This is a genomic window from Pseudomonas kitaguniensis (assembly GCF_049199985.1).
Lineage (GTDB): Bacteria > Pseudomonadota > Gammaproteobacteria > Pseudomonadales > Pseudomonadaceae > Aquipseudomonas > Aquipseudomonas kitaguniensis.
Genome location: NZ_JBLZPT010000028.1, coordinates 45369 through 66367 on the forward strand (window position 1 = coordinate 45369; position 20999 = coordinate 66367).

Annotated in this window: 36 protein-coding genes; 7 read left to right on the plus strand and 29 right to left on the minus strand. The window is 53.7% G+C overall.

The window, feature by feature from the left end; all coding sequences use genetic code 11:
* Positions 1 to 13 precede the first annotated feature (13 nt).
* Genes ACOZK9_RS24175 through ACOZK9_RS24185 form a run of 3 tightly spaced genes read right to left on the minus strand, consistent with a single transcriptional unit; the run spans position 14 to position 1282 of the window.
* Positions 14 to 349, minus strand: coding sequence for a conjugal transfer protein (locus ACOZK9_RS24175; RefSeq protein ID WP_421556740.1), 336 nt, complete (start codon positions 347 to 349; stop codon positions 14 to 16).
* Positions 342 to 1019, minus strand: coding sequence for a lytic transglycosylase domain-containing protein (locus ACOZK9_RS24180; protein WP_421556741.1), 678 nt, complete (start codon positions 1017 to 1019; stop codon positions 342 to 344). The genes ACOZK9_RS24175 and ACOZK9_RS24180 overlap by 8 nt, the downstream gene beginning before the upstream one ends.
* Positions 1020 to 1030: 11 nt before the next feature.
* The gene (locus tag ACOZK9_RS24185) at positions 1031 to 1282 is read right to left on the minus strand and encodes a hypothetical protein (RefSeq protein WP_421556742.1); all 252 of its coding nucleotides are present in this window, start codon (positions 1280 to 1282) and stop codon (positions 1031 to 1033) included.
* A 618-nt stretch (positions 1283 to 1900) separates the two neighbouring features.
* On the opposite strand from ACOZK9_RS24185, the gene ACOZK9_RS24190 reads away from it, so the two are divergent.
* Positions 1901 to 2434: a helix-turn-helix domain-containing protein gene (locus ACOZK9_RS24190; protein ID WP_421556743.1), complete on the plus strand. Its 534-nt coding sequence runs from the start codon at positions 1901 to 1903 to the stop codon at positions 2432 to 2434.
* 89 nt (positions 2435 to 2523) lie between these two features.
* A complete protein-coding gene (locus tag ACOZK9_RS24195; protein WP_421556744.1) occupies positions 2524 to 3924 on the plus strand; it encodes an aminotransferase-like domain-containing protein in 1401 nt (466 codons plus the stop codon).
* Positions 3925 to 4110: 186 nt separating this feature from the next.
* Here the strand turns inward: ACOZK9_RS24195 and ACOZK9_RS24200 are convergent, their stop codons facing one another.
* The 13 genes from ACOZK9_RS24200 to ACOZK9_RS24260 form a co-directional block, all read right to left on the minus strand.
* The gene (locus ACOZK9_RS24200; protein WP_421556745.1) at positions 4111 to 4323 is read right to left on the minus strand and encodes a hypothetical protein; all 213 of its coding nucleotides are present in this window, start codon (positions 4321 to 4323) and stop codon (positions 4111 to 4113) included.
* Positions 4324 to 4376: 53 nt separating this feature from the next.
* Positions 4377 to 4652 carry a hypothetical protein gene (locus ACOZK9_RS24205; protein ID WP_421556746.1) on the minus strand — a complete coding sequence of 92 codons (276 nt, stop codon included), beginning with the start codon at positions 4650 to 4652 and terminating at the stop codon, positions 4377 to 4379.
* 371 nt (positions 4653 to 5023) lie between these two features.
* Positions 5024 to 5299: a hypothetical protein gene (locus ACOZK9_RS24210; protein ID WP_421556747.1), complete on the minus strand. Its 276-nt coding sequence runs from the start codon at positions 5297 to 5299 to the stop codon at positions 5024 to 5026.
* Between the two features lie 11 nt (positions 5300 to 5310).
* Complete coding sequence (locus tag ACOZK9_RS24215; RefSeq protein WP_421556748.1) at positions 5311 to 5910, minus strand: hypothetical protein; 600 nt, start codon at positions 5908 to 5910, stop codon at positions 5311 to 5313.
* A gap of 45 nt (positions 5911 to 5955) precedes the next feature.
* Positions 5956 to 6189 carry a hypothetical protein gene (locus ACOZK9_RS24220; protein WP_421556749.1) on the minus strand — a complete coding sequence of 78 codons (234 nt, stop codon included), beginning with the start codon at positions 6187 to 6189 and terminating at the stop codon, positions 5956 to 5958.
* Between the two features lie 4 nt (positions 6190 to 6193).
* Positions 6194 to 6397 (minus strand): hypothetical protein, encoded by a 204-nt coding sequence (locus ACOZK9_RS24225; RefSeq protein WP_421556750.1) that lies wholly within the window; start codon positions 6395 to 6397, stop codon positions 6194 to 6196.
* A complete protein-coding gene (locus tag ACOZK9_RS24230; protein WP_421556751.1) occupies positions 6394 to 6642 on the minus strand; it encodes a hypothetical protein in 249 nt (82 codons plus the stop codon). Before ACOZK9_RS24230 ends, ACOZK9_RS24225 begins: the two co-directional genes overlap by 4 nt.
* A gap of 42 nt (positions 6643 to 6684) precedes the next feature.
* Entirely contained in the window at positions 6685 to 7107 is a 423-nt protein-coding gene (locus ACOZK9_RS24235) for a type II toxin-antitoxin system HicB family antitoxin (protein WP_421556752.1), read from the minus strand.
* Positions 7108 to 7138: 31 nt separating this feature from the next.
* Positions 7139 to 7321: a type II toxin-antitoxin system HicA family toxin gene (locus ACOZK9_RS24240; protein ID WP_421556753.1), complete on the minus strand. Its 183-nt coding sequence runs from the start codon at positions 7319 to 7321 to the stop codon at positions 7139 to 7141.
* A 76-nt stretch (positions 7322 to 7397) separates the two neighbouring features.
* Complete coding sequence (locus ACOZK9_RS24245; protein WP_421556754.1) at positions 7398 to 8471, minus strand: hypothetical protein; 1074 nt, start codon at positions 8469 to 8471, stop codon at positions 7398 to 7400.
* Positions 8472 to 8519: 48 nt separating this feature from the next.
* Positions 8520 to 8837, minus strand: a complete 318-nt coding sequence (locus ACOZK9_RS24250; protein WP_421556755.1) for a hypothetical protein — start codon at positions 8835 to 8837, stop codon at positions 8520 to 8522.
* On the minus strand, positions 8834 to 9043 hold the full coding sequence (locus ACOZK9_RS24255) for a hypothetical protein (RefSeq protein ID WP_421556756.1): 210 nt from the start codon (positions 9041 to 9043) through the stop codon (positions 8834 to 8836). The genes ACOZK9_RS24250 and ACOZK9_RS24255 overlap by 4 nt, the downstream gene beginning before the upstream one ends.
* Before the next feature lie 65 nt (positions 9044 to 9108).
* Positions 9109 to 9528, minus strand: coding sequence for a hypothetical protein (locus ACOZK9_RS24260; protein WP_421556757.1), 420 nt, complete (start codon positions 9526 to 9528; stop codon positions 9109 to 9111).
* A gap of 1104 nt (positions 9529 to 10632) precedes the next feature.
* On the opposite strand from ACOZK9_RS24260, the gene ACOZK9_RS24270 reads away from it, so the two are divergent.
* From ACOZK9_RS24270 to ACOZK9_RS24290, 5 genes are all read left to right on the plus strand, one after another.
* Positions 10633 to 11340: a ParA family protein gene (locus tag ACOZK9_RS24270; RefSeq protein ID WP_421556758.1), complete on the plus strand. Its 708-nt coding sequence runs from the start codon at positions 10633 to 10635 to the stop codon at positions 11338 to 11340.
* Entirely contained in the window at positions 11337 to 11684 is a 348-nt protein-coding gene (locus ACOZK9_RS24275; RefSeq protein ID WP_421556759.1) for a stability/partitioning determinant, read from the plus strand. The genes ACOZK9_RS24270 and ACOZK9_RS24275 overlap by 4 nt, the downstream gene beginning before the upstream one ends.
* A 262-nt stretch (positions 11685 to 11946) precedes the next feature.
* Positions 11947 to 12351 (plus strand): hypothetical protein, encoded by a 405-nt coding sequence (locus tag ACOZK9_RS24280; protein ID WP_421556760.1) that lies wholly within the window; start codon positions 11947 to 11949, stop codon positions 12349 to 12351.
* Positions 12348 to 12899 (plus strand): GNAT family N-acetyltransferase, encoded by a 552-nt coding sequence (locus tag ACOZK9_RS24285; protein ID WP_421556761.1) that lies wholly within the window; start codon positions 12348 to 12350, stop codon positions 12897 to 12899. Before ACOZK9_RS24280 ends, ACOZK9_RS24285 begins: the two co-directional genes overlap by 4 nt.
* Positions 12896 to 13852 carry a tyrosine-type recombinase/integrase gene (locus ACOZK9_RS24290; protein ID WP_421556762.1) on the plus strand — a complete coding sequence of 319 codons (957 nt, stop codon included), beginning with the start codon at positions 12896 to 12898 and terminating at the stop codon, positions 13850 to 13852. Before ACOZK9_RS24285 ends, ACOZK9_RS24290 begins: the two co-directional genes overlap by 4 nt.
* A 37-nt stretch (positions 13853 to 13889) precedes the next feature.
* On the opposite strand, the gene ACOZK9_RS24295 is transcribed toward ACOZK9_RS24290, so the two are convergent.
* The 13 genes from ACOZK9_RS24295 to ACOZK9_RS24355 all read right to left on the minus strand — a co-directional run.
* A complete protein-coding gene (locus ACOZK9_RS24295) occupies positions 13890 to 14219 on the minus strand; it encodes a hypothetical protein (protein WP_421556763.1) in 330 nt (109 codons plus the stop codon).
* A gap of 764 nt (positions 14220 to 14983) precedes the next feature.
* A complete protein-coding gene (locus tag ACOZK9_RS24300) occupies positions 14984 to 15274 on the minus strand; it encodes a hypothetical protein (protein ID WP_421556764.1) in 291 nt (96 codons plus the stop codon).
* 695 nt (positions 15275 to 15969) lie between these two features.
* Positions 15970 to 16437, minus strand: a complete 468-nt coding sequence (locus ACOZK9_RS24305) for a hypothetical protein (RefSeq protein ID WP_421556765.1) — start codon at positions 16435 to 16437, stop codon at positions 15970 to 15972.
* A 78-nt stretch (positions 16438 to 16515) separates the two neighbouring features.
* On the minus strand, positions 16516 to 17163 hold the full coding sequence (locus tag ACOZK9_RS24310; RefSeq protein WP_421556766.1) for a hypothetical protein: 648 nt from the start codon (positions 17161 to 17163) through the stop codon (positions 16516 to 16518).
* A 9-nt stretch (positions 17164 to 17172) separates the two neighbouring features.
* Positions 17173 to 17328, minus strand: coding sequence for a hypothetical protein (locus tag ACOZK9_RS24315; RefSeq protein ID WP_421556767.1), 156 nt, complete (start codon positions 17326 to 17328; stop codon positions 17173 to 17175).
* Positions 17329 to 17386: 58 nt separating this feature from the next.
* Entirely contained in the window at positions 17387 to 17770 is a 384-nt protein-coding gene (locus tag ACOZK9_RS24320) for a hypothetical protein (protein WP_421556768.1), read from the minus strand.
* Positions 17771 to 17863: 93 nt separating this feature from the next.
* On the minus strand, positions 17864 to 18031 hold the full coding sequence (locus ACOZK9_RS24325) for a hypothetical protein (protein WP_421556769.1): 168 nt from the start codon (positions 18029 to 18031) through the stop codon (positions 17864 to 17866).
* Positions 18032 to 18055: 24 nt separating this feature from the next.
* Positions 18056 to 18343 carry a hypothetical protein gene (locus tag ACOZK9_RS24330; protein ID WP_421556770.1) on the minus strand — a complete coding sequence of 96 codons (288 nt, stop codon included), beginning with the start codon at positions 18341 to 18343 and terminating at the stop codon, positions 18056 to 18058.
* Between the two features lie 153 nt (positions 18344 to 18496).
* A complete protein-coding gene (locus tag ACOZK9_RS24335) occupies positions 18497 to 18931 on the minus strand; it encodes a hypothetical protein (protein ID WP_421556771.1) in 435 nt (144 codons plus the stop codon).
* A 10-nt stretch (positions 18932 to 18941) separates the two neighbouring features.
* A complete protein-coding gene (locus tag ACOZK9_RS24340) occupies positions 18942 to 19340 on the minus strand; it encodes a hypothetical protein (RefSeq protein WP_421556772.1) in 399 nt (132 codons plus the stop codon).
* Between the two features lie 100 nt (positions 19341 to 19440).
* Positions 19441 to 19770: a hypothetical protein gene (locus ACOZK9_RS24345; RefSeq protein ID WP_421556773.1), complete on the minus strand. Its 330-nt coding sequence runs from the start codon at positions 19768 to 19770 to the stop codon at positions 19441 to 19443.
* Positions 19771 to 20180: 410 nt separating this feature from the next.
* Complete coding sequence (locus ACOZK9_RS24350; RefSeq protein ID WP_421556774.1) at positions 20181 to 20609, minus strand: hypothetical protein; 429 nt, start codon at positions 20607 to 20609, stop codon at positions 20181 to 20183.
* Between the two features lie 10 nt (positions 20610 to 20619).
* Positions 20620 to 20999: hypothetical protein (locus tag ACOZK9_RS24355; RefSeq protein WP_421556775.1), on the minus strand; the 380-nt coding region annotated here is incomplete at its 5' end.

The window sequence follows — 20999 nt, forward strand, 5'->3', positions numbered from 1 at the left end:
TGAAGGATTGAAGTTATTGAGGTGCACCCGTGCCAAATACCTGCCATGCAGCGGCGCCAAAGACCATAGTGCTACCCACCACAACCAGGACGCCGACCTGCTGCAGGTAGTCCATGAACGTGTGGGAACGATCACCCGTTGAGCGCGCGATCATCCACTGGATGCCTGACCACATAAGGCAGCCTAGGCCCAAGGTTCCCCCCAACGCATAGAGGCCCAGCCGAATATTGGTGCCCCATGTTTGAAGTGACTGCAGCCAATCTGCCATTGCGTAAGCTGGCATGAGGCAAATAATAATGAGCACGGTTCGTTCGAGCATTACGGGCCGGGGAAGCATTTTTTTAGGCATCGCTTTCTTCCTGAATATCTTTAGGTGTTGGTTTTTGATTAGACGCCGGTGCTTTAGGCGGCGCTGTTGGCTCAAAGCGGGGGTATTGCCGTAAGACGTCCCAGCTCTCGTAGATTGGTTGCATTGCAGGTTCAGTTGGCAACGCCGGATTCAATGTTGGGTTGACGTTTTCCAGAGCCGGAACTTGCACTTTCGAATTTTCAGCATTAGCGAGAACACGCTGGACGTGGCTGCTTCCGCCAAACTCTTTTTCAGCCTTGAATCCCCGACTGATATTGCCGCTGTAGTAGCATGAAATAGCTTGTAGCAGAGCGACTTGAGTTGGTGTGCCCCTTTCCACAGCATTCACATAGCAGTCCTGCAGAACCGACGCTGTCATGCGTAAGTTGGTACAAGGATCAAAGACTGATTCAGATTTATTTACGTCAAAGTGCTGCCGATTTATTTGCCCTAGGCCAATGCTGAAATTGGCTCCTTCTTTAACCAACTTCTTCACAGCTAAAACTGCTTCTTCCAGTGACTGAGGTTGTTTTGTCAGCGATTTGCCGACTACACCAATAGCCCACGGATTGAATGCTGATTCAGTTTTAATGATCGGAGTGAGAGTTGCTGGATGTATTGAAGGTGCGCAGTTCATAGCCAGGGCCAAAAAGGCACTGGTTGATAACATAGAACAATCCTCTAGCTTTTTGGTTGAGAGTTAATGAGCTCTGTGAGGCTTTTCACCCCCTGATCACCGTATTTTTCAACAAGGTGCTGAGTGAATTTTGCCGCTGAGACAATAGTCCCAGTGGCATAACCAACAGCGATTGCATGCTGAGTTGCAACGCTAAATAGGTCGGCACCTACAAATACTACCTTCGTTCTATTTGGAGACGTAGGTTTCTGCTCACCACCTTTTACTTCAGGAACATCTGAATCTGTTGCGTTCATGGCTTCTCCTATTACAACTTACCAAGCAAATTGGTCATACAATTTAGGTACTCGCCATTGGTTGGGAACGCGACCTTGTGGTGACTTATATTTGTATGATTTTTGATGAGACTTCCCAATAGCCTCTTCACAAAAGTTATTGGTGAAGCCTCAGCTCTGCTACTGGCAGTCAGCTGAGGTAATTCACTAATTGTTTTAGATAGCCACGGACCCCCGCTATCACTCCATTTCCCAGCCCTGACCGCGCTGAACCGAAGGAGGCCCTCGTGGACCGGGCTCGCTGTGCCGGATCGCGTAACAGGTTCTGGCGTCTGAGGCCGGCCGGTTATCCGGCTGAAAAATCATTGAAAAAGGCGGTGGAGACCGAAAAACACCTGGAATCTGTATGCACATACAGGCCATTCGAAGCTCAGATGCGTCCGGTTTAAGCCTCCACCCAGTAGAAGGGTACCACCTAGGAACGTGAATTCGTATACGTTTCTTGTATTCGATCATGTTTTTTTGGTTCCAAAGCTTGTTTTTTGCATTAAAAACAAAAGCCTATGCAAAAAAAATCTCACTCAGCCGAAAAAAAAACTATTGTGAGCATCCACCCACGCACCTATTGGAAGGTCCTACGTGAGCACACGCGCATCACTCTCAAGTCGCCTTAAGGAGGCGCTTAAGGAACTGCACATCAGTCAGAAGGAGGCCTCAATAAGGTGTGGCCTGCCCGAGCAAACCATAAGCAACATCGTCACCAAGAACATGGACGAGACCAAGACTGCTGGCCGCATTGCCTTGGGCTTAGGTATTAGCTTGGAATGGCTTGTTTATGGCACAGGTAAAATGATTGGCGCCCAAGTTAGATGGATACCTTTGATTGATAGCTTCTATTCACTAGGTTTGTTTCTTACAGAGGACAGCCTCAAAGACAAAACTGCATATATTGCGTCCGAACGAAACTACGGGCGCAAAGCATTCGCTTGGCCATTAGAAAATGGAACAATAGTAATTTGTGGTGAACACGAGAAACCTATTGATTCTTCAAAGCGTTCTTATCTTTTGATCAACGATGAAATGTCGATGATTTCTGAAAATTCTGAGGAAGCAAAAAAATACCTACATCTTATTTGTGAAATAAGGACCTGCTATGACCTCAAGGAATTCTAGGCAACCTGCATCGCATAAGGTAGGTAAAGTGATGCCAAATCCAGCCTGACTTAACCGGTAAAATCACCAGCAAAGACAAGGAAGCTTGCATGTTTGTATCCGCCATCGATTTTGTGGCAGGCACACCCAAGGTCCAACAGATCGTCGAGGCGTTCAGCGAGGCCATTGAAAATGGCGATTGGGCACCGGGCAGCAAGCTGCCGTCTGTTCGCGAGCTGACCCAAACCCTGCGTGTTAGCAAGTTCACCCTCAACGAAGCGTTGGACCGTCTGCGTGGACGTCACCTGCTCACTTCAATGCAGGGCCGTGGGTATTTCGTAGCAATGGACAGTGCCCGCCCGACCTCAATTACTTGGGTTGACCTATTACCCCAAGACCTGCTCAGCGTATTGCGTCGGCCTCTGGTCACTACCAATTGCGAACTGCGCCCCGGTGACGGGCACCTTCCGGAGGAATGGCTCAATGGCGAACCGATCCGCCAGGCCATGCGCAGCGTTGTTCGTAAGCCGTCACTACGCATCGCCGGGCTGGGCACACCGGCCGGGCTGCTACCGTTGCGGCAGGAGCTGCAACAAAAGCTGCGCAGCGAAGGTTTGTCGGTGCCGGTGGAGCAAATTATTACCACACCTAATACCGTGCAGGGTCTGGACATGCTGATGCGGTTGCTCGCACGCCCTGGCGACACCGTGCTGCTCGACGCACCGTGCTACTTCAACTTCCACGCCAACCTGGCTTTGCATTCGGTCAAGGTCATCACCATCGAGCGTCGCCCCGACGGCTTCGACTTCGACGCTCTTGAGCACCTACTAGCAGAACATCGCCCCTGCCTTTACCTAACTACCAGCGTCTTGCATAACCCAACCGGTCATTCATTTAGCCCCAGCCAGTCGTTTCGACTGTTGCAACTGACCCAGCAGTATCAGTGCCATATTGTCGAGGATGACCTCTACGGCGACCTGCACCCCAACCCTCCCCCGCGTCTGGCCGCCATCGCCGGGCTGGACCATGTCACCTACCTCTCGGGCTTCTCAAAAATACTCAGTGCTAACACCCGCGTCAGTTACGTTGTAGCCGCACCACAACTGGCAGCCAACCTGACCAACATGAAATTAATGAGCGGTGGAGTGACTTCGGAACTGTTCGAACAGATCGTCTACCGCATGTTCTGCGAAGGCAGCTATGCCAAGCACCGCAAGCGCATGGTGCAACGCCTTATGGAATCCGGTGCACGCGTTGAGCATTGGCTCAAGCGTTGCGGGTGCGAATTACCGATAGCCTATGAAGGCGGGATGTTTATTTGGGCGCACCTGCCTGTTGGCGTGAACGGCGAACTGTTGGCCCAGGAAGCCTTGAAACGCGGCATGGCGCTGGCTCCCGGCGCTCTATTTGGTTACGACCCGGCACATCGTGACTCGATGCGTTTCAATGTTGCCCACAGTGATGAATCAAATGCACAGCGTGTATTTGAGGAGTTGCTGCTGCGGGGGTGATGCTAAGGGCAGGTTCGCGCTGGAAAAACGCCCTGATGGACAACGCTCGTTCTGTTCGAAATTTTAGTTGGGCCGAAGTTTGAATGAAGCCTCTGCCTCGTACCGGGTTTTTTTTTCCAAAAAAAAACCGCTCTGGCCGAAGCCAGAGCGGTTTTACATAATTGGCGTTATTCGTAACGCGCGGGCTCACTTCACCGTTTGCTGAAAGCCACCACCTTCAGGCAGTTGGCTTTTTGCCTTGGCATAACGACCCATGACATAGCACGCCACCGGCAAATCACCTAAGCCCGGCTCGATCGAGGACACCACCGCCACAATCCGCCAGCCTTGGGCCAACGCCTCATTCACCTCCTTGACGCTGAACAGCTCTTGAATCACATCCACTTCGTGCAACTGCATCGGTCTTGCTCCTGGGCGGCCCGGTCGAGGATCGGCCGGGCGGGGGTTCCTTTCTATTTAGGGTTGGCAGCGCGGTACGCGGCATAGGCCGCGTCGCGCTCGGCCAGCGCCTCGGCCAGATCACCATCGGTAAACGCCGGCAGCGAGTTCAGCACGGCCAGCACAATGTCTTGCGCCAAGTCCGCACTTTGCGCGTCCTGCTTACGTTTCTCTCCGGGTACGACGGCCGGGGCCATGATGCGGCCACTCAGGCGCGCCCAGTCGGCCAGCATGTCCACCACATACGCGTGCAGCTCCAGGGTGATCGGGTCGTTCTTTTGCTTGGTCATGGCGGAGGTTCCTTTCAAGTTAAAACCGTTTCGGTAACGTGACAAAAAGTAAGGCTATTCGTTGCCTCACAGTGGACGCCGGCACTGTCGTGACGTGGCGTGGAAAAACCCCAAGTGGAACCGCCCAAGTCGTGACGGCACGCTGTAGACACTCCTACCGAGGCGACAACGATCATGCGCATTTTAAAAACCGTACTGCTCTGGCTGCTACAACAACTCCTTCGCGCCGCCGTCGGCCTGGCCCTGCGCGCAGCATGGGAATTGTGGCGGGCATGACGGCGCGAGGGTTCCTTTCTGTTTCGTTATTCGTAACGCGGCGGCGTTCGCTTCGCGGCATCTTCGGCCGCCTCGCGCAACATGGGAGTTCCTGTCTATTTTGGGAGTGCGGCAAGATGCTCGGAATAAACCAGGTCACGAAATTTGAGTGCGGTGGCTAAGTCGCTTTCGGCGGAAAGTACCGGCAGGATTTGCAGCACATTGCGCACGAAGTCATCGGCCAGATCTGCACGCCGCGCACGCTGTTCCTGCCTGTCCGAATCACCGCTACGATCGATCAAGTCAGCATCGGCGTGCGCCCATTGGGCCAGCACATCCGCTATATAATTAGGCAGCACCAAGGTGACTGAGCTGGCTTCTGTATCAGACATAGTAAAGCTCCTTACTTGGTAGTTCGATTTGGGTTACGCATCGTGAACAACGTGCGCAGTTCGTCTACGGTGGCCTCACGACTGCCTTGTTCATCTGGGCTGGCAATCCTCCAATTCGTCACGCCGCTGATCAGTGACGAATCACTAATGCACTCCCAACCCATGGGCACATATCGGCATAGGGTCAACCAGCTGTCATAGTCCACGCTTACCAAATAGCGCAGCCGGCCGCGCCCATCCTCATGCGGTAAACGTGTGGCGCAAGCGTGCCAAACAAACCCTTCCGCGATTAGACTTTCAAACGACGGGCATTCAAGTGGCGGTTCGGAGGGCCGTGTGCGCCCTTGAACTTGCAACCACTGGTCAAACTGCGCGCGGGGGCTCAATAGCCTAAATACCATGTCGTATTGCCACTGCTCTGCTCGCGCTGCGTCTGCTGAACGGATGCCAATAGCAATTTCGGACTCATCCAGCACCGAATGAATGGTGCGCCAGTCAGCATCATTATCCACTTCCTGATAGAGACGGTCGCGAGCCTGCTCCCAGCTTTCCCCCGGACGCGCACCGGCCTGCACCTGGGCATCAGTCAGCTTTGGAAATACTGGCTCCATGGCGAGGGTTCCTTTCAGCTCAGTTCGTTATGGGTAACGCGCGGACTATTCCTGCTCGGCCGCGCGGCGCTCTTGGGCGGCCAGGGCGTCAGCCCCGGCCAACAACCGGTGCAGCCGTGTAGCCCGCTCGGCCATCTGCTCAGCGTCCAATTGCATTTGGGCCACCGCATCACGCACGTCGACCGCCTGGCCCGTCAGCAGGTCGCCGTAACCTTCCTCGTCTAGCGCCTCACTGACCTGCGCGTAAGTGGCGGCTTGGGCCGGCGTTAGAACAGGCACAGCTCTACCTATCGATCGGACGAGCAATACACTCCAGCTTTGACGAGAACACGCCAACGCTCGATTTTTCGCAGTATTCAGCCAGCCAGGCGCGGCTCGCTTTGTTATCCAGATAGATGGCCAAGGCAATGCCGGCGATAGCCAAGATACCCAGGATCAGAAAAAGGTCGCTCCGCGAAGTGGTGCGGGGCTTTACGCTATTACTCATGGTTGCAGATCCTTGCGGTTCAATTCTTCCGTTAATTGCGCCTCAACGCCCCATTGATAGGCGGCGTCCGCGTTTTCCAACAGGTCAGCCAATTCCCCGTCCTCGATCACGCCTTGGGCGCGCAGAGCCTCGGCCAGCTCAATCAGCGCTTGCTGGTGACCTTCTGGCGATTGCATCAGCGCTGCATGATCGTCATACAGCGCTTGCCACCGCGCCAGTGTTGCGGGCTTCTTACTACGTTCCATAGGGGCTGTTCCCATGTTGATCGTTACCCATAACGGACAACGCTAGGCCGCTTCCAGCACCAGAGATATACGCCGACCCAACAGGCCAAGCGCGCGCTCCACTTGATCTATTTTCGAAGCGTGCAGGAAGTCCACCAGCCTTTCCGCGACTTGCCGTGAGATACCCATACGGCGGGCCAGCTCGGCGCGGTTGACGCCTTCGTCGACCATGGCGTTCCACAACATGATTTTCGCCACGGTCAGCGCCGGCAGGTGCAGCACCAACGCTGGATCGGAGGGCACCGAGGCGTGCGGAATAGCGCGGCGCTGCTCGACGTACAGCGACAGGGCCGACTCAAAACCGTCCAGGGCTTCGGCAAACGCTTCGGCCAGGGTATCGCCGGACGCATTCATTTCAGGAATATCAGGGCACGACAGCCACACGCCGGTGGCTTCGTGGTGCAACTCCAGCGGGTACTGATACATATGACTCACCTTCAAAGGGTACAGCCAAGCCTCAATCCTTGAGGCCCAGCTGTTTGATAATGGTTTTGCGCAACCCTTCGTGCATTTCCTTGCTGCCGTGGTCCGCAAAGATCGTTGATTTGCCATTCAAGTAAACCTTGAAGTGACTGCCCTTGGCGCTCTTGAACTCTACACCTTGGGCCATCAACCACCGCCGAAACTCGCTGCACTTCATTGCTTCAGTCCTTGCCGTTTCGGTAGAGCCATTATGCATCACTTGTGATGCTTATGCATCACATTTGTTGCCTTTTTTATTCGCCTGGCTGCTTGCGGTAGTCCGTCGATAGACCGGCCGCGCGCAGGCGATCCTCCCAAGTTTTGATAGCGCTATGAGCCTTGTTGCGCTCGCCTTCCAGCTGCTTGCACTCCCGTTGCAGCGCGTATAGCTCAGCACTTATGCCGGTGTGGTCACTTTCCATCCGCTGCACCACATCACGCAGGCGCTCAAGCTCGGCATTCATTCTTGCCAACGTGACATGCGGCACCACAACACCCGCTTGATGATCCCTACCAAGGACGCGCTTCTGCTCACGCCACTGATAGATCAACTGGCGTTCGTTTTCATCCAGAAACACGGCCTGCACGCCCTGCTCTTCCTTCAGTTTGCGTTGCCGCTCGCGAAAGGCCTTCTGGCGCTCCTTGTTGCTCATGGGCACCTTAGCATTCGGGTCTTTCGGCGCCTCGCCAAACATCGCCAGTTGCCCGTCAGAGCGAACACCGGCCAAGGCGTCTGCCAACCATGGCCAGGCTTTACCGTCGCCCTTTGCACCGTACTCCCGGTCAATTGCAACAGCCTTGCCCTCCCCAGCCAGAGACTCCAACACCTCCGCTCGCACGGCCTGGTCCACGGTCCGGCCCAGGTGTTTCGACGCATGCATATACTGATGCCTGAAACCGGTGCTACTGATAAAGGGCTTATCAAAGTCAATCGCGTGCAGCTCGGCGCCGCAGTGTGTCGACATGGAATCAGGGCTCATTCTGACCACCATGCGCATGCCTTCGACTTCCAACAAGAACTCACCGGCTTGTTTCCAGGCAGGCACTTGGCCGGCAGGCGCCGCAAACTTACTTTCCAGCAATTTCTGAATTTCGGAACAGCCGAAGTGGGTGCCGCCGTTGAGCTTTATCACGCACGCGCGATACACCACACTTGCGTCACTAAGCGTCTGCTCATCCCCGGCCAGCATGGCGTCATTAAAGAGCGTACGCACGCGCGACGCGCGCAGTTCCAGCTCAGCGTTATCAGCAGGAAGCGCGGCCAGAGCCGCAACGAACTCCGGGCGCTTTTCGAGCGGTACGTATTGGATAGATTTATTGCTGGCCATCACGGGCACTCCATAAAGCGCCCCAACCTTTCGGCCGGGGCTTCTTCCTTAGATATGGGTATCGAGCCCGGTCAAGCGGGTAAAGGCGCGTTGCAGATCTTCTGCATAAATCATGCTTTCGCGGGTCTTTTCCTTGAACTCCAGCCGCGCCCAGCGACCAGCGATCACGTCGTAAGTGTCCTGCGCATTCAACTCAACGCGGATCATGTTCACGCCATCTTTAGCGAAGTTGGCAGGCAGCTTGAATTGCAGACCTTGGTCGATAGCCACCAAGTCGCGTGCGCCGGTGATCACCAGAAATCGTCGCGCGCCGAACTGATCAAAAATCGCGGCAGCTACTTTTTGAGCCTCAGTCATACGAATCATGATGAAAGCTCCTGAGAGCCGGGTGCTTCCTGCGGTTCGAGCACCACCATAAGCGCTTCGGCAACACATGGAACCGCTACTTTTCCAGCAAACTCCAGCAATGAACTGCGGTGAATCTCTTTAGTTAGATCTACCAACCGAAGATCCATAACCCACAAGGTGGACCAAAGAGCGCTATCGTTCGTGGTATATTCTGTCCTGAGCATAATGATCTCCTAACCGGTTTATTGTGTTCCCGCTGGGGATGGTTGCAGCCATGCCCCGGCATCCTTTAACCCATGAAAGCTAATACGGGTATCACGTCCTGTGGAACCCTACCTGTCAGCACCAAGAAGCGGCGCCAAATCCCATAAGGAACCGGTGTGCCCCCATCTTTGAAACTTCTAATACGTCGATCAGTTGAGGCTCCTCGCAAGCCAAGTAACGCAGCGAGTTTTTTATCCGTGTTGTACTCAACAAAATTCAACTGAAAATGTCGGAAGTACGCCCCAACGATGTCAGGGTGCGGAGGCTCCCAGCCTTCGGAATCGCGCAGCAGGTGTGTACGCGAATACTTCCCTTCGTCTATCTCTTGCTGTGGGGCCAACCTCGGGGCCTGTAGATTGGCATTCAGTTGTTCAATCGCAGCTTTCGTGCCTGCCTGAAAAACAGTTTCCAGTTGTGCTGCTATATCCGGCAACTCGATACGCATGGTGCAGATCCTTTAAATGGAAAGAACCAGGGGCTTTCGCCCCCTGCCCTACCGTGGTGACAGCTCGATACGTCGAACGTCTGAAACACGGATGTTGACCAAATTAAGAGTTCCCGTAACTACCGCTTTCCAGTATCCGGCCTGATGGAAATGAACCAGGACGTAGAAAAGGTAGTCCGGCAACAGAAGGTCGTAACGGTCGATCCGGATGCCAATGTGTTCAGGGTTAAATTCCCGAACTGGCTCCCCGCACCTATCCTCTGACCCTCTCCGAACCAACCAGAAATGTGCCTCTGGGTAATTCGTCCGTATGGTCGCCACATCTGAAAGTCTCATCTCGTTCTCCGTCAGCGGCATGACCAGCCCCCTCAAGAGTCGAGTGGCTTTCTGCATGCCACCAACAGGATCTATTATAGGCGAAATTCGCCTATCTGCAAGAATTATTTAGGCGAAATTCGCCTAATGCTGCACAGAACCATCCGTCCTCAGATCGCGGTAGAGACGTTTTCTACACTGTAGGTATACGCAACCATGCCTTGCATGTTTGTTTCAACACCAGCGGCCACAGGCGGCCTCTATCATCTCCTGGATGTCGAATGAGGTCGTAAACCCCAGCAGCGGTGATCCTCAATCACACATTTTTCAGCTAGACCTTAAAAATCTCTTTTCATATAGGATCAGCCTCCCTCCATGAATTCACGTGAATTCACCAATGAATCCTTCAAAATTCACAGCTGCTTGCATTCCTGCCCTACAGTTGAATCCAAATTGAATTCCAGATGAATGCAACAATGGCTACACAAATGAATCCTTATTAAACCTCTTGCTTGAATTCTCAATGGATTCATCTGTGAATTCACAAAGAATCCAGCAATGAATGCTCTAGCATAACCCAATCAGAATTCATACGCCAATTCGTAGATGAATTCATATGTGGATTCATGCGAGAATTCCGAAACGAATTTCCCATGAATCCATATTGAATTCCTCAAAGGGGCAGGCTACAATCCGAGAACAGAATTCAGTAAGAATTCATTATGGATTCATAAAAGCATCCAATAACCAATTCATTAGCTGCTGATTGCTAAAAAAGCGAGGGTTTTTATGCCGGTAATTGTTTTTGTCTCTCCTAAAGGTGGGGCTGGAAAAACCACATCCGCACTGGCACTAGCTGAGCAAATCGCTCGCCGTGTCCCTGTGACCGTTATCGACGCCGATCCAAACCATCCGATTGCGTCGTGGGCAGAGGGCGGGGAAACCCCCAAAAACATGACTATAATTTCAGATGTTACTGACAAAACGATTGGAGAAACTATTGCTGATTCTGCAACAAAAACCCCCTTCGTGATTGTTGACCTTGAAGGCACAGCGGCCACAATCGTTGCATATGCGATCGCGGAATCAGACTTTGTAGTCGTACCAACACAAGGCTCGCACTTAGACGCAGAGCAGGCCAGTAGGGCGTTTGGGCTGATTCGAGCCCACGAACGAGGCATTCAAAAACACAAACCAGACTACAAATTGCCATATGCGGTTTTGTTCACACGCACATCAGCTGCGATTCAAAGCCGCGATACAAGGCACATCCGCAAAAGTTTTAAAGCCGGTGGGATACCTTTTTTTGAAACAGAATTGAATGAACGAGCAGCATTCAAGGCGATGTTTTCATACCGCCAGCCACTTGCGTTACTACCTACTGATGAAGTCTCCAATGTTGAAAAGGCTATCGAGAATGCCGAAGCTTTCGCCAGGGAGGTGATAGCCCGAATCACGTCCGAATCCCAGCCACAACAAGAGAAAGTCACCGTATGAGCCGCGTAGATCCTCTGGATTCCCTGAAAAATTTCGAGCCCAAGACAGCAGCCGAACAGAAGACCAAGCAAAGCAAAGCGGAAATTGAGGAGTTGGCGAACGAGCATGGTTTTGTCAATCGCCAGGCAACACCTATGCCCGCAACAGTAGACCGCTCGAAAAGACGTTTCAAAACTGGCCGCAATGTACAAATCAATATTAGAGGAGAGCAGCAAACCAAGGATGAGCTTTATCGGGTCGCGGATTTAATTGATCAGACTTTAGGGGAAACCCTTAAGCGCGCCTTGGCAGCATTACGCAGGGAACTAGAAACAGGGGAGGGCGAGCCTGTAAACCGTCCCTAACACGGCCAAACAATGATAATCGCCTCGGTTAGTCCGACTGGGGCAATCCCTCGTAACATCCCTCCTGATCGGCACTCGCTGATCGATCTGGATCACTACCGGCCGGAAAAAACACCTTCAATACTAATTAACTAACCTTTGCTCTTGTCGCGAACAACACACGCCTTTTGGTCACTTACTGACAAAATTTGCCGTTGCGCTCTCATACCTGATAAGTAGTGATAAAATACGTTATCACCCTAATCCAGCCAGGACGCCCCGTATGTTCATCACCCTCGGACACAGTCACGACCAGCACTACGACTGCCCATGCGGTCGAACCCTGCGCACGCAGATCGGCAAGATCAACAGGAAGAACTGGACATGCAGAACCTGTAAAAAACCGGTCACGGTCTTCATGCGTGCCCCTAGCGGCAAAACCTACACGGTTGAACGTCGTTTTGCGGAGGACGTGCTCGAGAAGGATCATGTCGTGTTCCGCTACGGCGTCGGCCTGTCATCCGGCGACGTCAGCAAGTCCCACCAGTATGGCGCCAAGGCGAGCAACTGGTACTTGTACATCCTAGGTCATAACGGGGGGACGATGGGTGCCCGCGACTATGTCAACGTCGAGGTCAATACCTTCGTCCAGGTTGTCACGGCCGGCGCGGGGCAACCTCAGCCATGAGCCTGTTCGATCCGCTGCACAATTTCTTCCACCGGCGCGCCGCCGCCAGGCTCGATGCGCAGGCCAGCGACCTGCAGCTGGTGACCCAACGCAGCGAAGCCGCACGCGGCAACTTCGTGTTTCCCGGCACCGATTACTTTGACGTCATCGAGGCCGGTGGCCATCGTGTTGGCCACGTCGATTACGGCGTGAATCCCTTGGGCGACCGCCTGTATATCAACATGCTTGAAATCGATCCTGCGCAGCAGCGCAAAGGCATCGGATTGAGTGTGCTGTGGCACCTGTGGCGCACGCACCAGGTGCCCCTTGTGCCGCTGTATCAGTACACCTCATCTGACGGGTTCTGGTACTGGGCACGTCGATGCTTTGCCGCCGCCGGCTCCGTGATCGGGGAGGAGGTGCGCGGCATCGAGCAAATGGAGCTGGAACAACAACGTTGGCAGCACCTGGTGCCCGAGGCTCAGGACAAACGCCTGATCCGTGAATACTGGGAATGGGTGGCCAGCGAACATGCAGCCGGTCGCCCGGCCGGGCCAGGCATCCCATGAGCGAACTCATCACCACCGGCGCCGGCGAACGGCGCCTGAGCGCTGCCGAGTTCCAGCAGCTGGCCGCCGTGCCGGCAGCGGCCGAATGGTTCGCCAATATCGACAACCCGCGCACGCGTCGCGCGTACCAGGGCGATCTGGCCGACTTTTGTGGCTTTGTGGGCATCACCGGCGCCGAGGAATTTCGCGCAGTCACCCGTGGCCACGTGCTTGCTTGGCGCGCTCAGCTGGAAACTCGCGGCCTGGCCGGGGCCACCATCCGGCGCAAACTGGCGGCGCTGGCCAGCCTGTTTGACCACCTCCTGGAAAGCAACGCCGTCGCCGGCGGCAACCCCGTGCACGGCGTCAAACGGCCGCGCATTGAAACCAACGAGGGCAAGACGCCGGCACTCGGTGACGACCAGGCTAAATTGCTGCTGACGGCGCCGGATACTTGGACGCTCAAGGGTGTGCGCGATCGCGCGATATTGGCAGTGCTGCTGTACCACGGCTTGCGTCGACAAGAAGCCGCGCAGCTGATGACTGGCGACCTGCAGGAACGGCGCGGCATCAAACACCTGCAGGTGAGAGGGAAGGGCGGCAAGACGCGCTATTTACCGTTGCACCCGGTCGCGGCCGATCGGATCTATGAGTACCTGGAGCGCGACAACGGCCGCGAGCCTGGCAATGGTCCGCTGTTCCGCTCGATCCGTGGCCGCACCACCGGCGGCGCCGTTACGGGTAACGGCATTTACAAGGTGGTTGCGCAATGGGCGCATGCGGTGGGCATCAACGTCGACGGGCTGGGTGTGCACGGGCTGCGCGCGACGGCCGCGACCAACGCCCTGGAACATGACGCCGATATTGCCAAGGTTCAAATATGGCTGGGCCATGCCAACATCAGCACGACCCGCCTATACGACCGCCGGGGCCAGCGGCCGGAAGACTCACCAACCTACAAGGTTAAATACTGAAAAGGTCATGCCTTAACAGCCTGTCCCGGCCTTTCATTCAAGACAACGAGGTCCAGAAATTGACCTCGATGTAGAGAGCCCCCGGGGTTTCAAAACTCACCGCAAAATCTTCTCCGCGCGGGCGATTGGGTTCTTGCACGGCGCAGAACGTGACCCCAACATCTTTCCAGACCGGCACCTGCAGCACGCCATCAGCCACGTCTTCTGCTGCTTCGGCGGCAGCATAAAATTTCTGATAAAGCGCCACTGCCTGTTTTTTCAGGAATGCAACAGCATCGTCGTGCTCTGCGTATTTGTTGATGAAGGTTGGTGACGTGGCAATCAGCGCACGCGCTGTGGCATCGATGTTCAAAAACTCAAATAGCATTCAAAACTCCTTATTTTCCGAACTCTACGGGTTTCCAGTGTCGCGTTTTTTTGGCCAAAAAAAACCGCCCTGACCGAAGCCAGGGCGGCCTACCTCTCAACCCTTACAAGTCTTCAAGGCAGTCTCGCAGCAGTTCGTAAACGTGTTGAACACGGACACATACCACCACGAGGTCCCACGCACGTTTCAAATATTTCAACATGCTAAGGCCCTCCCGTAGTTGGGCCTAACCTCCAGCGCGCTGTACCGGAACTCACGCACCTTCGGAAACACGCTAATGCTCCCTGTGAGGCGGCTGGGCTGATGGTCCTTCTGCATTAACCGGTACGGGTCTCTACTCCGTGGCAGTCGGTCCAAAATTCGCGCGCTTGGCCCGGCCAACCTCTCAGGTGACGAACGCGGAACACGGCCACTATAACGACAAATCTGGATTTGTGTTGCGATGCGGCGCTTTGCCATACAAAACTCGTTTCATTTTGCGTTTCAAAGGCAGCTCGCACTGACATTTGCGACCACTCAGCGTTTTTTTGGCGTTTAGTGTCATTAATCGCCACTTCACACCACTTATGACCACTATTTCGTTGTCATGCATGTCAACTATCAGTTAGGATTGGTCCACACGCTAATGCTCCCTGTGGAGAACGCAAGCCCGGCCTCTAACCGGATTGCACGAAGAAACCGCCTCCTCTAAGGCGGTTTTTTTTCGCCTGCGCATTGGCTGTGACGCGCTCTGTGCCCCTTACGCCATTAGGCTACCTGGTAGCTCATGTTGGTTGGCTATCGTACCCAGCCGCTACTGGCACGCCGTCCACGGTCAAGGTCAGAAACACAGGCCAGGTAGAGCCGTTTTTGACGTCCCAAACATAGAAGTGCCGGCCGGCCGGTCCCATGATCAGCGAATTGTCCTCGACCTTGGACTGCTCATGCTCGTCGCGCGCTCTCACCTGGACGGCATAGCGCGGACGGCTGGTTTCTAGGTCGTAGGGTCCGGCATTCAGGCGAAAGCGACCGCCGGGGAGCAGGATGATGGTGTGTTCGTTCGTGTCATTGGCCACGGCCCTGCCTCCACGCAAAAAAAGGGGTGCAGCGGGTACCCACGGGATTCTTTTTCATCGTCCTTTCCTCGTTCAAACGCTGCCGGTGCCGGAGGCGTACCGGGCGACGATCTTTGCGTTTCCATTGTTCGTGGAGCTGGTGGTGGACAGGGTGACTTGTCGCCCTGGATGGCATCGGCCAGCAAGCCCATGGGCGCGGCAGTGGATTTACCTACCGCTGGTCTTACGGCATCAGCCCGCACAGGGCGGGCTTTTGGGTGTAGTGATAACTCCTACAATTTCGGAGGCTTAGTCTCGCTATAGCCGCATGAAGGACATTTCAGACAGTCTCTCAGTTCGGGTGCTTTTTCTTCACCCTCCCACATTGCGCCAGGTCTTTGCTGCCGGACGGAGAAAAGTGCCTTCCCATCAGTTAACATTTCTCCGCAGCGTGGGCACTGATCGTCCTGAACAGGCACGGGACGATACAAAATCTTCCCCGCGTAAATAGCTTTACTGGCCTGACTGAGCGCGTCGCTTTCGGCCTGCCTTGCCGTCGAGCCTTCGCCAAAGAAACGCGAATCCGTTAGTGACCCGTCTGTCAGTCCCACCCTGACTTCGCATTGGTAATGCGTCGATGAGATTTTTTCGACGGGGCGAATCGTCGCGTTGTGTTTATCGTCAAATCGATGCGTAGCCATTCGTCATTTTAATCCCTAATTTGCAACGTTTGAGGCTGACCGTGCGGTGACGGTGAAACAGCTATTGTGACCATTAATTTTTAGCACCGATTGGGGACTTATCTCGCCTTCTTGAGTGAGGATTTGGCGCGAAAATAGAACGTCTCGACGCTCAACGTTATCTCGCCACTGGGCGATCATGGACATGACCATTATCCCATCAGCGTTTTTGAAGGGTTTAATCTTCAACTCATAAATCGTTGCATCTGTCGGTTCGAAAATAGCTGTATCACCGAGTGTGACGACCTGCTTTCGTACTGGCAATTCTCGTTGGCTGTCACAGTAACTAACAGCCAATTCGACTGATTCCCGTGGAGCCATTTTGATAGCGTCATTGCCTCTTTGCTGCGCTGGAGCTTTTTGCTCTGACGACGACGATGTGCATGAAGTTATTTGCATGAATAAGGTAGCAACGAGTGCAACGTGAACAATATTTGTTTTCATGGAGGCTCACTTTGATAATGATTTTACTGGCTAAAACCCAGCAAGAGGCTGTGTTCTAGCTGTGCAAAATTTCCTTAATCACTTAACACGGTTTACCGGGGACGCGAGGTTTACATGGTCTTTGGTCACCATGCCTGGATCACTTAGATTATCTTCGATTGCCAACACGATTCTCTGCACCTGCAGTTGGCCTCTATTAAATTCGCTGGGAACCATACCAAGCATAGCGCACCCTACGGCCGTGGCGTCCTCGTACAACTTTTGCTGATTCAAAGGATCAGACTCCGTGCGTGCAATTCGGAATCCGTGTTTACGCAGTTGCCGTATGGCTCGCGCGATGTCTTGAGATTCAATATCCAGGTTGCGTAGATCAACTTCGCTTCCCCTGCCATCGACTTGCTGGGCGTTTAGCTTTAAGGCTAATACATTGGCCGGCTGCAATGCACTTTGAAGGTTCAGCGTGGTGTCTGCGGTGATCATTTCAATACGCTCTCCTACAAAATCCACCCAACCCTCCTGCAGAACGCCCTCGATGACACGCTTAACCTGGAAGCCGGGCTCCCCCGATGCATGCAAAGCTGCATCAATCGCGACCGGGTCTGTGCTGTCGGTAAGAAATACCTTTTCGCCTTTAAAAACGGAAACACTGCACCCAGCAGCAACCAAGCATTCTGCGGCTGCAATGATGATGCGTTTTTCGATGACTCGGCGAGCAACTAGGTCCATGGATGTTTCCTACGATGCGACAGACTGTTGGTTGATGCACTGTTCGGCAAGCATGACTGCACCTGCAAAAAGCAACGAACTCACTGCCAGCGTCCCCAAGATCACATCAGCCTTTGCAATGCCAACCACCAGCAGAAGTACCGCAACAAACGTCAGAATTTTCATGATTAATTTCCCTTTACCTAAGCATCGTCGCCGTGGTGAGAATGTCTGAAAATAAGCGTTACATTCCAGCAGCGTTTAGCAATGGATTCGTATTTTGAGTATTTGCACCGGTTTTATAATGTTTGGCGAGAACACCACGCTTATCGAACTCGAAAACAGTAGTTTCGCTCACGTTCTTTTTACTGGTGAATGGAACGCCAGGGATAAAGGTATACCCGTAGCTCCAGATTTCATTGCCCGCAACCTCTGACTTGTTACCTGGTTGGCCCAAGGCGCTAACAACATCGTCCTTGGTGGTTTTCTTATCAGTGAAATTTGCCATTTGAGCGGTGCTTACGTTCACGCCAGTGGTGTAATCAAGTGGCGCACTTACTTTCGCAATTTGTGCACAGCCCGAAACAGCAACAAAAAGAGCTGCAACCATGAAAATGTTTTTGAACATCGGTAAATTCCCTTTGGATACGGACGCTAAAACAGCACCCTTCTACGGCCTCGGCCCAGCGCGGGGGCTGGGCTTGGGCGGTGCTGCGCTCTGCTACTTCGAAGGCTTGTAAAGCTCTAGCATGGTGATAACAAAGAAACCCGCAGAAGTAGCAGCCCCGACCGCTGGCAGAATACTTGTTGCTTTCATCGCTAAACATACGAAAAACACTGCGAAGCTCATAAGTGTTGGTGCGCTGGCTTTTAAAAATTCGTGTTTCATGAGGTTGTTTTCCCAAATAAGTTTCTATGTGGGTATTGTAGGTGCGTTTAAAGCACCTGTCAAAGCCATTTTTGCACCGGATCTCTTAATTATTGGCCCCCAGCTTTCGAGGGTATAAACCGGCCCCGACTTGATGATTTTAACCCCAGCCTGCTCGCCCGCTTGGGTTATCAGGTTGGTGACAGTCTTCTTGTCGAGTCCGGTTTTTGCCACAACTTTTACCAGCGTGGCGTCGGGCATTGAGTCGATTGCAGCAAGCACAGAGAGCATGCGCCGCAGATCGCCTTTTGGATAACTCACAACATCGCTCATTGGGCTGCTCATGGGTGCTATTAACGCACCTATTATGGACTTGGCTATCTGCCTTTGTCACGCTCCTAGAGCAATCTCAAACGCTCGACGGATAACGCTCTGGTCAACACTTAAATAAGGCTTGCTGTGGTCAAGGCATGTTTCCTTGAACAGTCAGTGCGGGTACTTTAATCGAGCCTTGGAAACGCCCTCGTACGCAATAAAAGCGTAGAAGGCTGTCACAGCACCGGGGGCTACATACATCACCACTTTCGCAGCCATCAGGGCCATGGAAACCAGATTCGCTTGCATTTGTGCTACCGGCCCTTGCCCGCCGCTTTCACCAGCGACCGCATCAAAGCCAATCCCCATCACCATAATCGCTTCCAGGAAAAAAAAACTCATGAAGTGCCAATGCTCACGCGCAGGTTTGGACTTAACAAGCATTGCGGTACATAAGCCGAGGCACAGCATGTAGTACCCCAACGTCCAGTCGGTAAACCCTAGCAAATCTGTACCGGTACCTAGCAGCATGGTGAACACGATCACTCCAGAAGAGAGAAACATTCCCCCGATCAACACCCAAAACAGACCAACGATGGTTTTCATATTTTCCTGCCTACTTGGCTTGGGGTTGGACGACCTGAAAACTTTTGCCTTTGCGCTTGTTGGTCTGAGCCTCGACCGAGGCAAGGAATTCGCCTTGAGGCTGGGACACCTGACCGGCAACAGTCCAAAAGTCTTCCATCGGCACACGCTCACAACGGATCAACTGGCGTACGTGCTTGGTATGGAACTCCTGGTAGTTCTCGATGTTCGCTTCACAGAAGCGTTCTAGTGCTTCGGGCAACAACCGGGGCGAGTAGACGTACACAGGTTCTTCGTCGTCATCCACGAACTGCTCAGTACCATCGGGGAATATTAGCCTTGCCACGCCACCGAGCAAAATTTCCACTTCGGTTGTAAAGGGCCACTGCTCGTCCCCGGCTGGGTTGAAATGAACCACTTGATTGCTCATCGTTGATCTCTCATCAATGGACGCGAAAATAGGCGTCCCTTCTACGTCCTCGGCCCCGGTTTTAGGCCGGGGCTTGTGGTGCAGCTGAGCGGGTTTTCCCTTAACTCGCGGCTTTGCACGAATCGCTTTCGATTACCACTGCCTGGGATTTGACAGTTCTTCCGCCACGGCGCGAAGCCGGGCCGTCGCTGCTGATAACCTCATACCGCCAAAGGCTCGGCGATCCCATTCGGCAGTAGGTGAAGATAAACGGCGAATACGGCGGATTGGTCTTCATGACTTCAACAATTTGAGCATCGGTGATGCCATCAACCTGGAGCGTCTTGCTGGCCAGCTTCGACAAGTCAGAAGCTGTATCAGTCTGGCCAGCTTGTGCCACAGACGCCAAGCTAAGCAGGGCCAGCATGATCAGGCTAACTCGAGATTTCATTATGGTTCGTTCCTTCATTGCACTGCGGCCTACCCGATGTGCTTCTACTGACCTGGCCCCACGTTTGACGGCGGGGCTTGCGTACCTGGTGCGTTTTCCTAGATGTTGCGGTTAATCTTTCGGGCTGCGAAACACAATCCAAACACCTGCGACAACGGCAATACCAAAGCCTGCGTATCGGTATTGCTGGAACACTGGAGATTCACTCCCAAAAATAGCAACGACTGCCAAGCCAACGAGGTATACCGCGAGAAAAACGCAAAATATTTCACCAATTTTTCGATGCAAGTCCGACATTGCAGAAGACCCCTTTCGGGCGCGATCACCGCGCCTCTCTACTGACTAGGCCCAGCTTTTTAGGGCAGGGCTTTTGGTGTACCTGGGCGGCGGATCCGCCCCGTTTTCCGTGATTACTGGGCGGGTTCGTCAGTTCTGGCGTTTTCGGCAGTCCAACGGAACTCAGCTCGCAAACGCAGGGCGTCAGCGTCATCCCGGCTGATGAGTTTTTCATTGAGCATTTCACCAACCTCATCCACCAGCTGCGTGTTCCAGTTCTCCAGGTCGTCAGCTGCGACAGACTTGCTGCACAGCTCTTCCCATGCCGCCAGGCGCTCGGCCCGTGCTGCCGCGATGATGAATAAATCAAGATCCGGTTGAGCTATGCGGCTGATCTCATCCGCCAAGCGCAGCGCCGCTGTCACGCGATCGTCCCACAGGGTGTCATTGTTCTGTTCTGCTGGGGCACGCATCCAAGCTCGATATGCTTCCTGGCTGCGTATCAAAGCGGCTTGGGCCTTGGCATCCAAGTTAAGATTCATCAACGGGGTAGTCGTATTCATGGTGGTTTTCCTACTGTCCGAGGGGGACTTCATAAACCCCAAAATGCTGATAATCCGAAACGACCACACCGGCTGGATGGTCAGCACGCCACGCGATCATTTGCACGCGCCAATCGGCCCATTCGTCCTCACAATCTGAACCGTTGGGCTGCTCAGGCGGGTTAATGTGATAGTCGATCAGCACATTCATCCACTCTTCGGCCCGAGCGCGGTCGTTGAAGACTTTCAATGGTATTGGCTTCTTTTCGGAGCTTCTAAAACCGCTGGTGGTTATCAACAACATAGTTTGACACAGCCCCTCCCGTAAATCGGGGTCTGTAGGATGATTCGGGGTAAAGGCAACAACAACATAGATTGACACAGATGGGTCGCACTTCAAATACGGGGCTC

What these genes read in the sequence shown, in the direction of transcription:
- ACOZK9_RS24175 (WP_421556740.1), bottom strand. Translation starts at nt 349, where the DNA reads ATGCCTAAAAAAATGCTTCCCCGGCCCGTAATGCTCGAACGAACCGTG.
- ACOZK9_RS24180 (WP_421556741.1), bottom strand. Translation starts at nt 1,019, where the DNA reads ATGTTATCAACCAGTGCCTTTTTGGCCCTGGCTATGAACTGCGCACCT.
- ACOZK9_RS24185 (WP_421556742.1), bottom strand. Translation starts at nt 1,282, where the DNA reads ATGAACGCAACAGATTCAGATGTTCCTGAAGTAAAAGGTGGTGAGCAG.
- ACOZK9_RS24195 (WP_421556744.1), top strand. Translation starts at nt 2,524, where the DNA reads ATGTTTGTATCCGCCATCGATTTTGTGGCAGGCACACCCAAGGTCCAA.
- ACOZK9_RS24200 (WP_421556745.1), bottom strand. Translation starts at nt 4,323, where the DNA reads ATGCAGTTGCACGAAGTGGATGTGATTCAAGAGCTGTTCAGCGTCAAG.
- ACOZK9_RS24205 (WP_421556746.1), bottom strand. Translation starts at nt 4,652, where the DNA reads ATGACCAAGCAAAAGAACGACCCGATCACCCTGGAGCTGCACGCGTAT.
- ACOZK9_RS24210 (WP_421556747.1), bottom strand. Translation starts at nt 5,299, where the DNA reads ATGTCTGATACAGAAGCCAGCTCAGTCACCTTGGTGCTGCCTAATTAT.
- ACOZK9_RS24215 (WP_421556748.1), bottom strand. Translation starts at nt 5,910, where the DNA reads ATGGAGCCAGTATTTCCAAAGCTGACTGATGCCCAGGTGCAGGCCGGT.
- ACOZK9_RS24225 (WP_421556750.1), bottom strand. Translation starts at nt 6,397, where the DNA reads ATGAGTAATAGCGTAAAGCCCCGCACCACTTCGCGGAGCGACCTTTTT.
- ACOZK9_RS24230 (WP_421556751.1), bottom strand. Translation starts at nt 6,642, where the DNA reads ATGGAACGTAGTAAGAAGCCCGCAACACTGGCGCGGTGGCAAGCGCTG.
- ACOZK9_RS24235 (WP_421556752.1), bottom strand. Translation starts at nt 7,107, where the DNA reads ATGTATCAGTACCCGCTGGAGTTGCACCACGAAGCCACCGGCGTGTGG.
- ACOZK9_RS24240 (WP_421556753.1), bottom strand. Translation starts at nt 7,321, where the DNA reads ATGAAGTGCAGCGAGTTTCGGCGGTGGTTGATGGCCCAAGGTGTAGAG.
- ACOZK9_RS24245 (WP_421556754.1), bottom strand. Translation starts at nt 8,471, where the DNA reads ATGGCCAGCAATAAATCTATCCAATACGTACCGCTCGAAAAGCGCCCG.
- ACOZK9_RS24250 (WP_421556755.1), bottom strand. Translation starts at nt 8,837, where the DNA reads ATGATTCGTATGACTGAGGCTCAAAAAGTAGCTGCCGCGATTTTTGAT.
- ACOZK9_RS24255 (WP_421556756.1), bottom strand. Translation starts at nt 9,043, where the DNA reads ATGCTCAGGACAGAATATACCACGAACGATAGCGCTCTTTGGTCCACC.
- ACOZK9_RS24260 (WP_421556757.1), bottom strand. Translation starts at nt 9,528, where the DNA reads ATGCGTATCGAGTTGCCGGATATAGCAGCACAACTGGAAACTGTTTTT.
- ACOZK9_RS24270 (WP_421556758.1), top strand. Translation starts at nt 10,633, where the DNA reads ATGCCGGTAATTGTTTTTGTCTCTCCTAAAGGTGGGGCTGGAAAAACC.
- ACOZK9_RS24275 (WP_421556759.1), top strand. Translation starts at nt 11,337, where the DNA reads ATGAGCCGCGTAGATCCTCTGGATTCCCTGAAAAATTTCGAGCCCAAG.
- ACOZK9_RS24280 (WP_421556760.1), top strand. Translation starts at nt 11,947, where the DNA reads ATGTTCATCACCCTCGGACACAGTCACGACCAGCACTACGACTGCCCA.
- ACOZK9_RS24285 (WP_421556761.1), top strand. Translation starts at nt 12,348, where the DNA reads ATGAGCCTGTTCGATCCGCTGCACAATTTCTTCCACCGGCGCGCCGCC.
- ACOZK9_RS24290 (WP_421556762.1), top strand. Translation starts at nt 12,896, where the DNA reads ATGAGCGAACTCATCACCACCGGCGCCGGCGAACGGCGCCTGAGCGCT.
- ACOZK9_RS24295 (WP_421556763.1), bottom strand. Translation starts at nt 14,219, where the DNA reads ATGCTATTTGAGTTTTTGAACATCGATGCCACAGCGCGTGCGCTGATT.
- ACOZK9_RS24305 (WP_421556765.1), bottom strand. Translation starts at nt 16,437, where the DNA reads ATGAAAACAAATATTGTTCACGTTGCACTCGTTGCTACCTTATTCATG.
- ACOZK9_RS24310 (WP_421556766.1), bottom strand. Translation starts at nt 17,163, where the DNA reads ATGGACCTAGTTGCTCGCCGAGTCATCGAAAAACGCATCATCATTGCA.
- ACOZK9_RS24315 (WP_421556767.1), bottom strand. Translation starts at nt 17,328, where the DNA reads ATGAAAATTCTGACGTTTGTTGCGGTACTTCTGCTGGTGGTTGGCATT.
- ACOZK9_RS24320 (WP_421556768.1), bottom strand. Translation starts at nt 17,770, where the DNA reads ATGTTCAAAAACATTTTCATGGTTGCAGCTCTTTTTGTTGCTGTTTCG.
- ACOZK9_RS24325 (WP_421556769.1), bottom strand. Translation starts at nt 18,031, where the DNA reads ATGAAACACGAATTTTTAAAAGCCAGCGCACCAACACTTATGAGCTTC.
- ACOZK9_RS24330 (WP_421556770.1), bottom strand. Translation starts at nt 18,343, where the DNA reads ATGAGCGATGTTGTGAGTTATCCAAAAGGCGATCTGCGGCGCATGCTC.
- ACOZK9_RS24335 (WP_421556771.1), bottom strand. Translation starts at nt 18,931, where the DNA reads ATGAAAACCATCGTTGGTCTGTTTTGGGTGTTGATCGGGGGAATGTTT.
- ACOZK9_RS24340 (WP_421556772.1), bottom strand. Translation starts at nt 19,340, where the DNA reads ATGAGCAATCAAGTGGTTCATTTCAACCCAGCCGGGGACGAGCAGTGG.
- ACOZK9_RS24345 (WP_421556773.1), bottom strand. Translation starts at nt 19,770, where the DNA reads ATGAAATCTCGAGTTAGCCTGATCATGCTGGCCCTGCTTAGCTTGGCG.
- ACOZK9_RS24350 (WP_421556774.1), bottom strand. Translation starts at nt 20,609, where the DNA reads ATGAATACGACTACCCCGTTGATGAATCTTAACTTGGATGCCAAGGCC.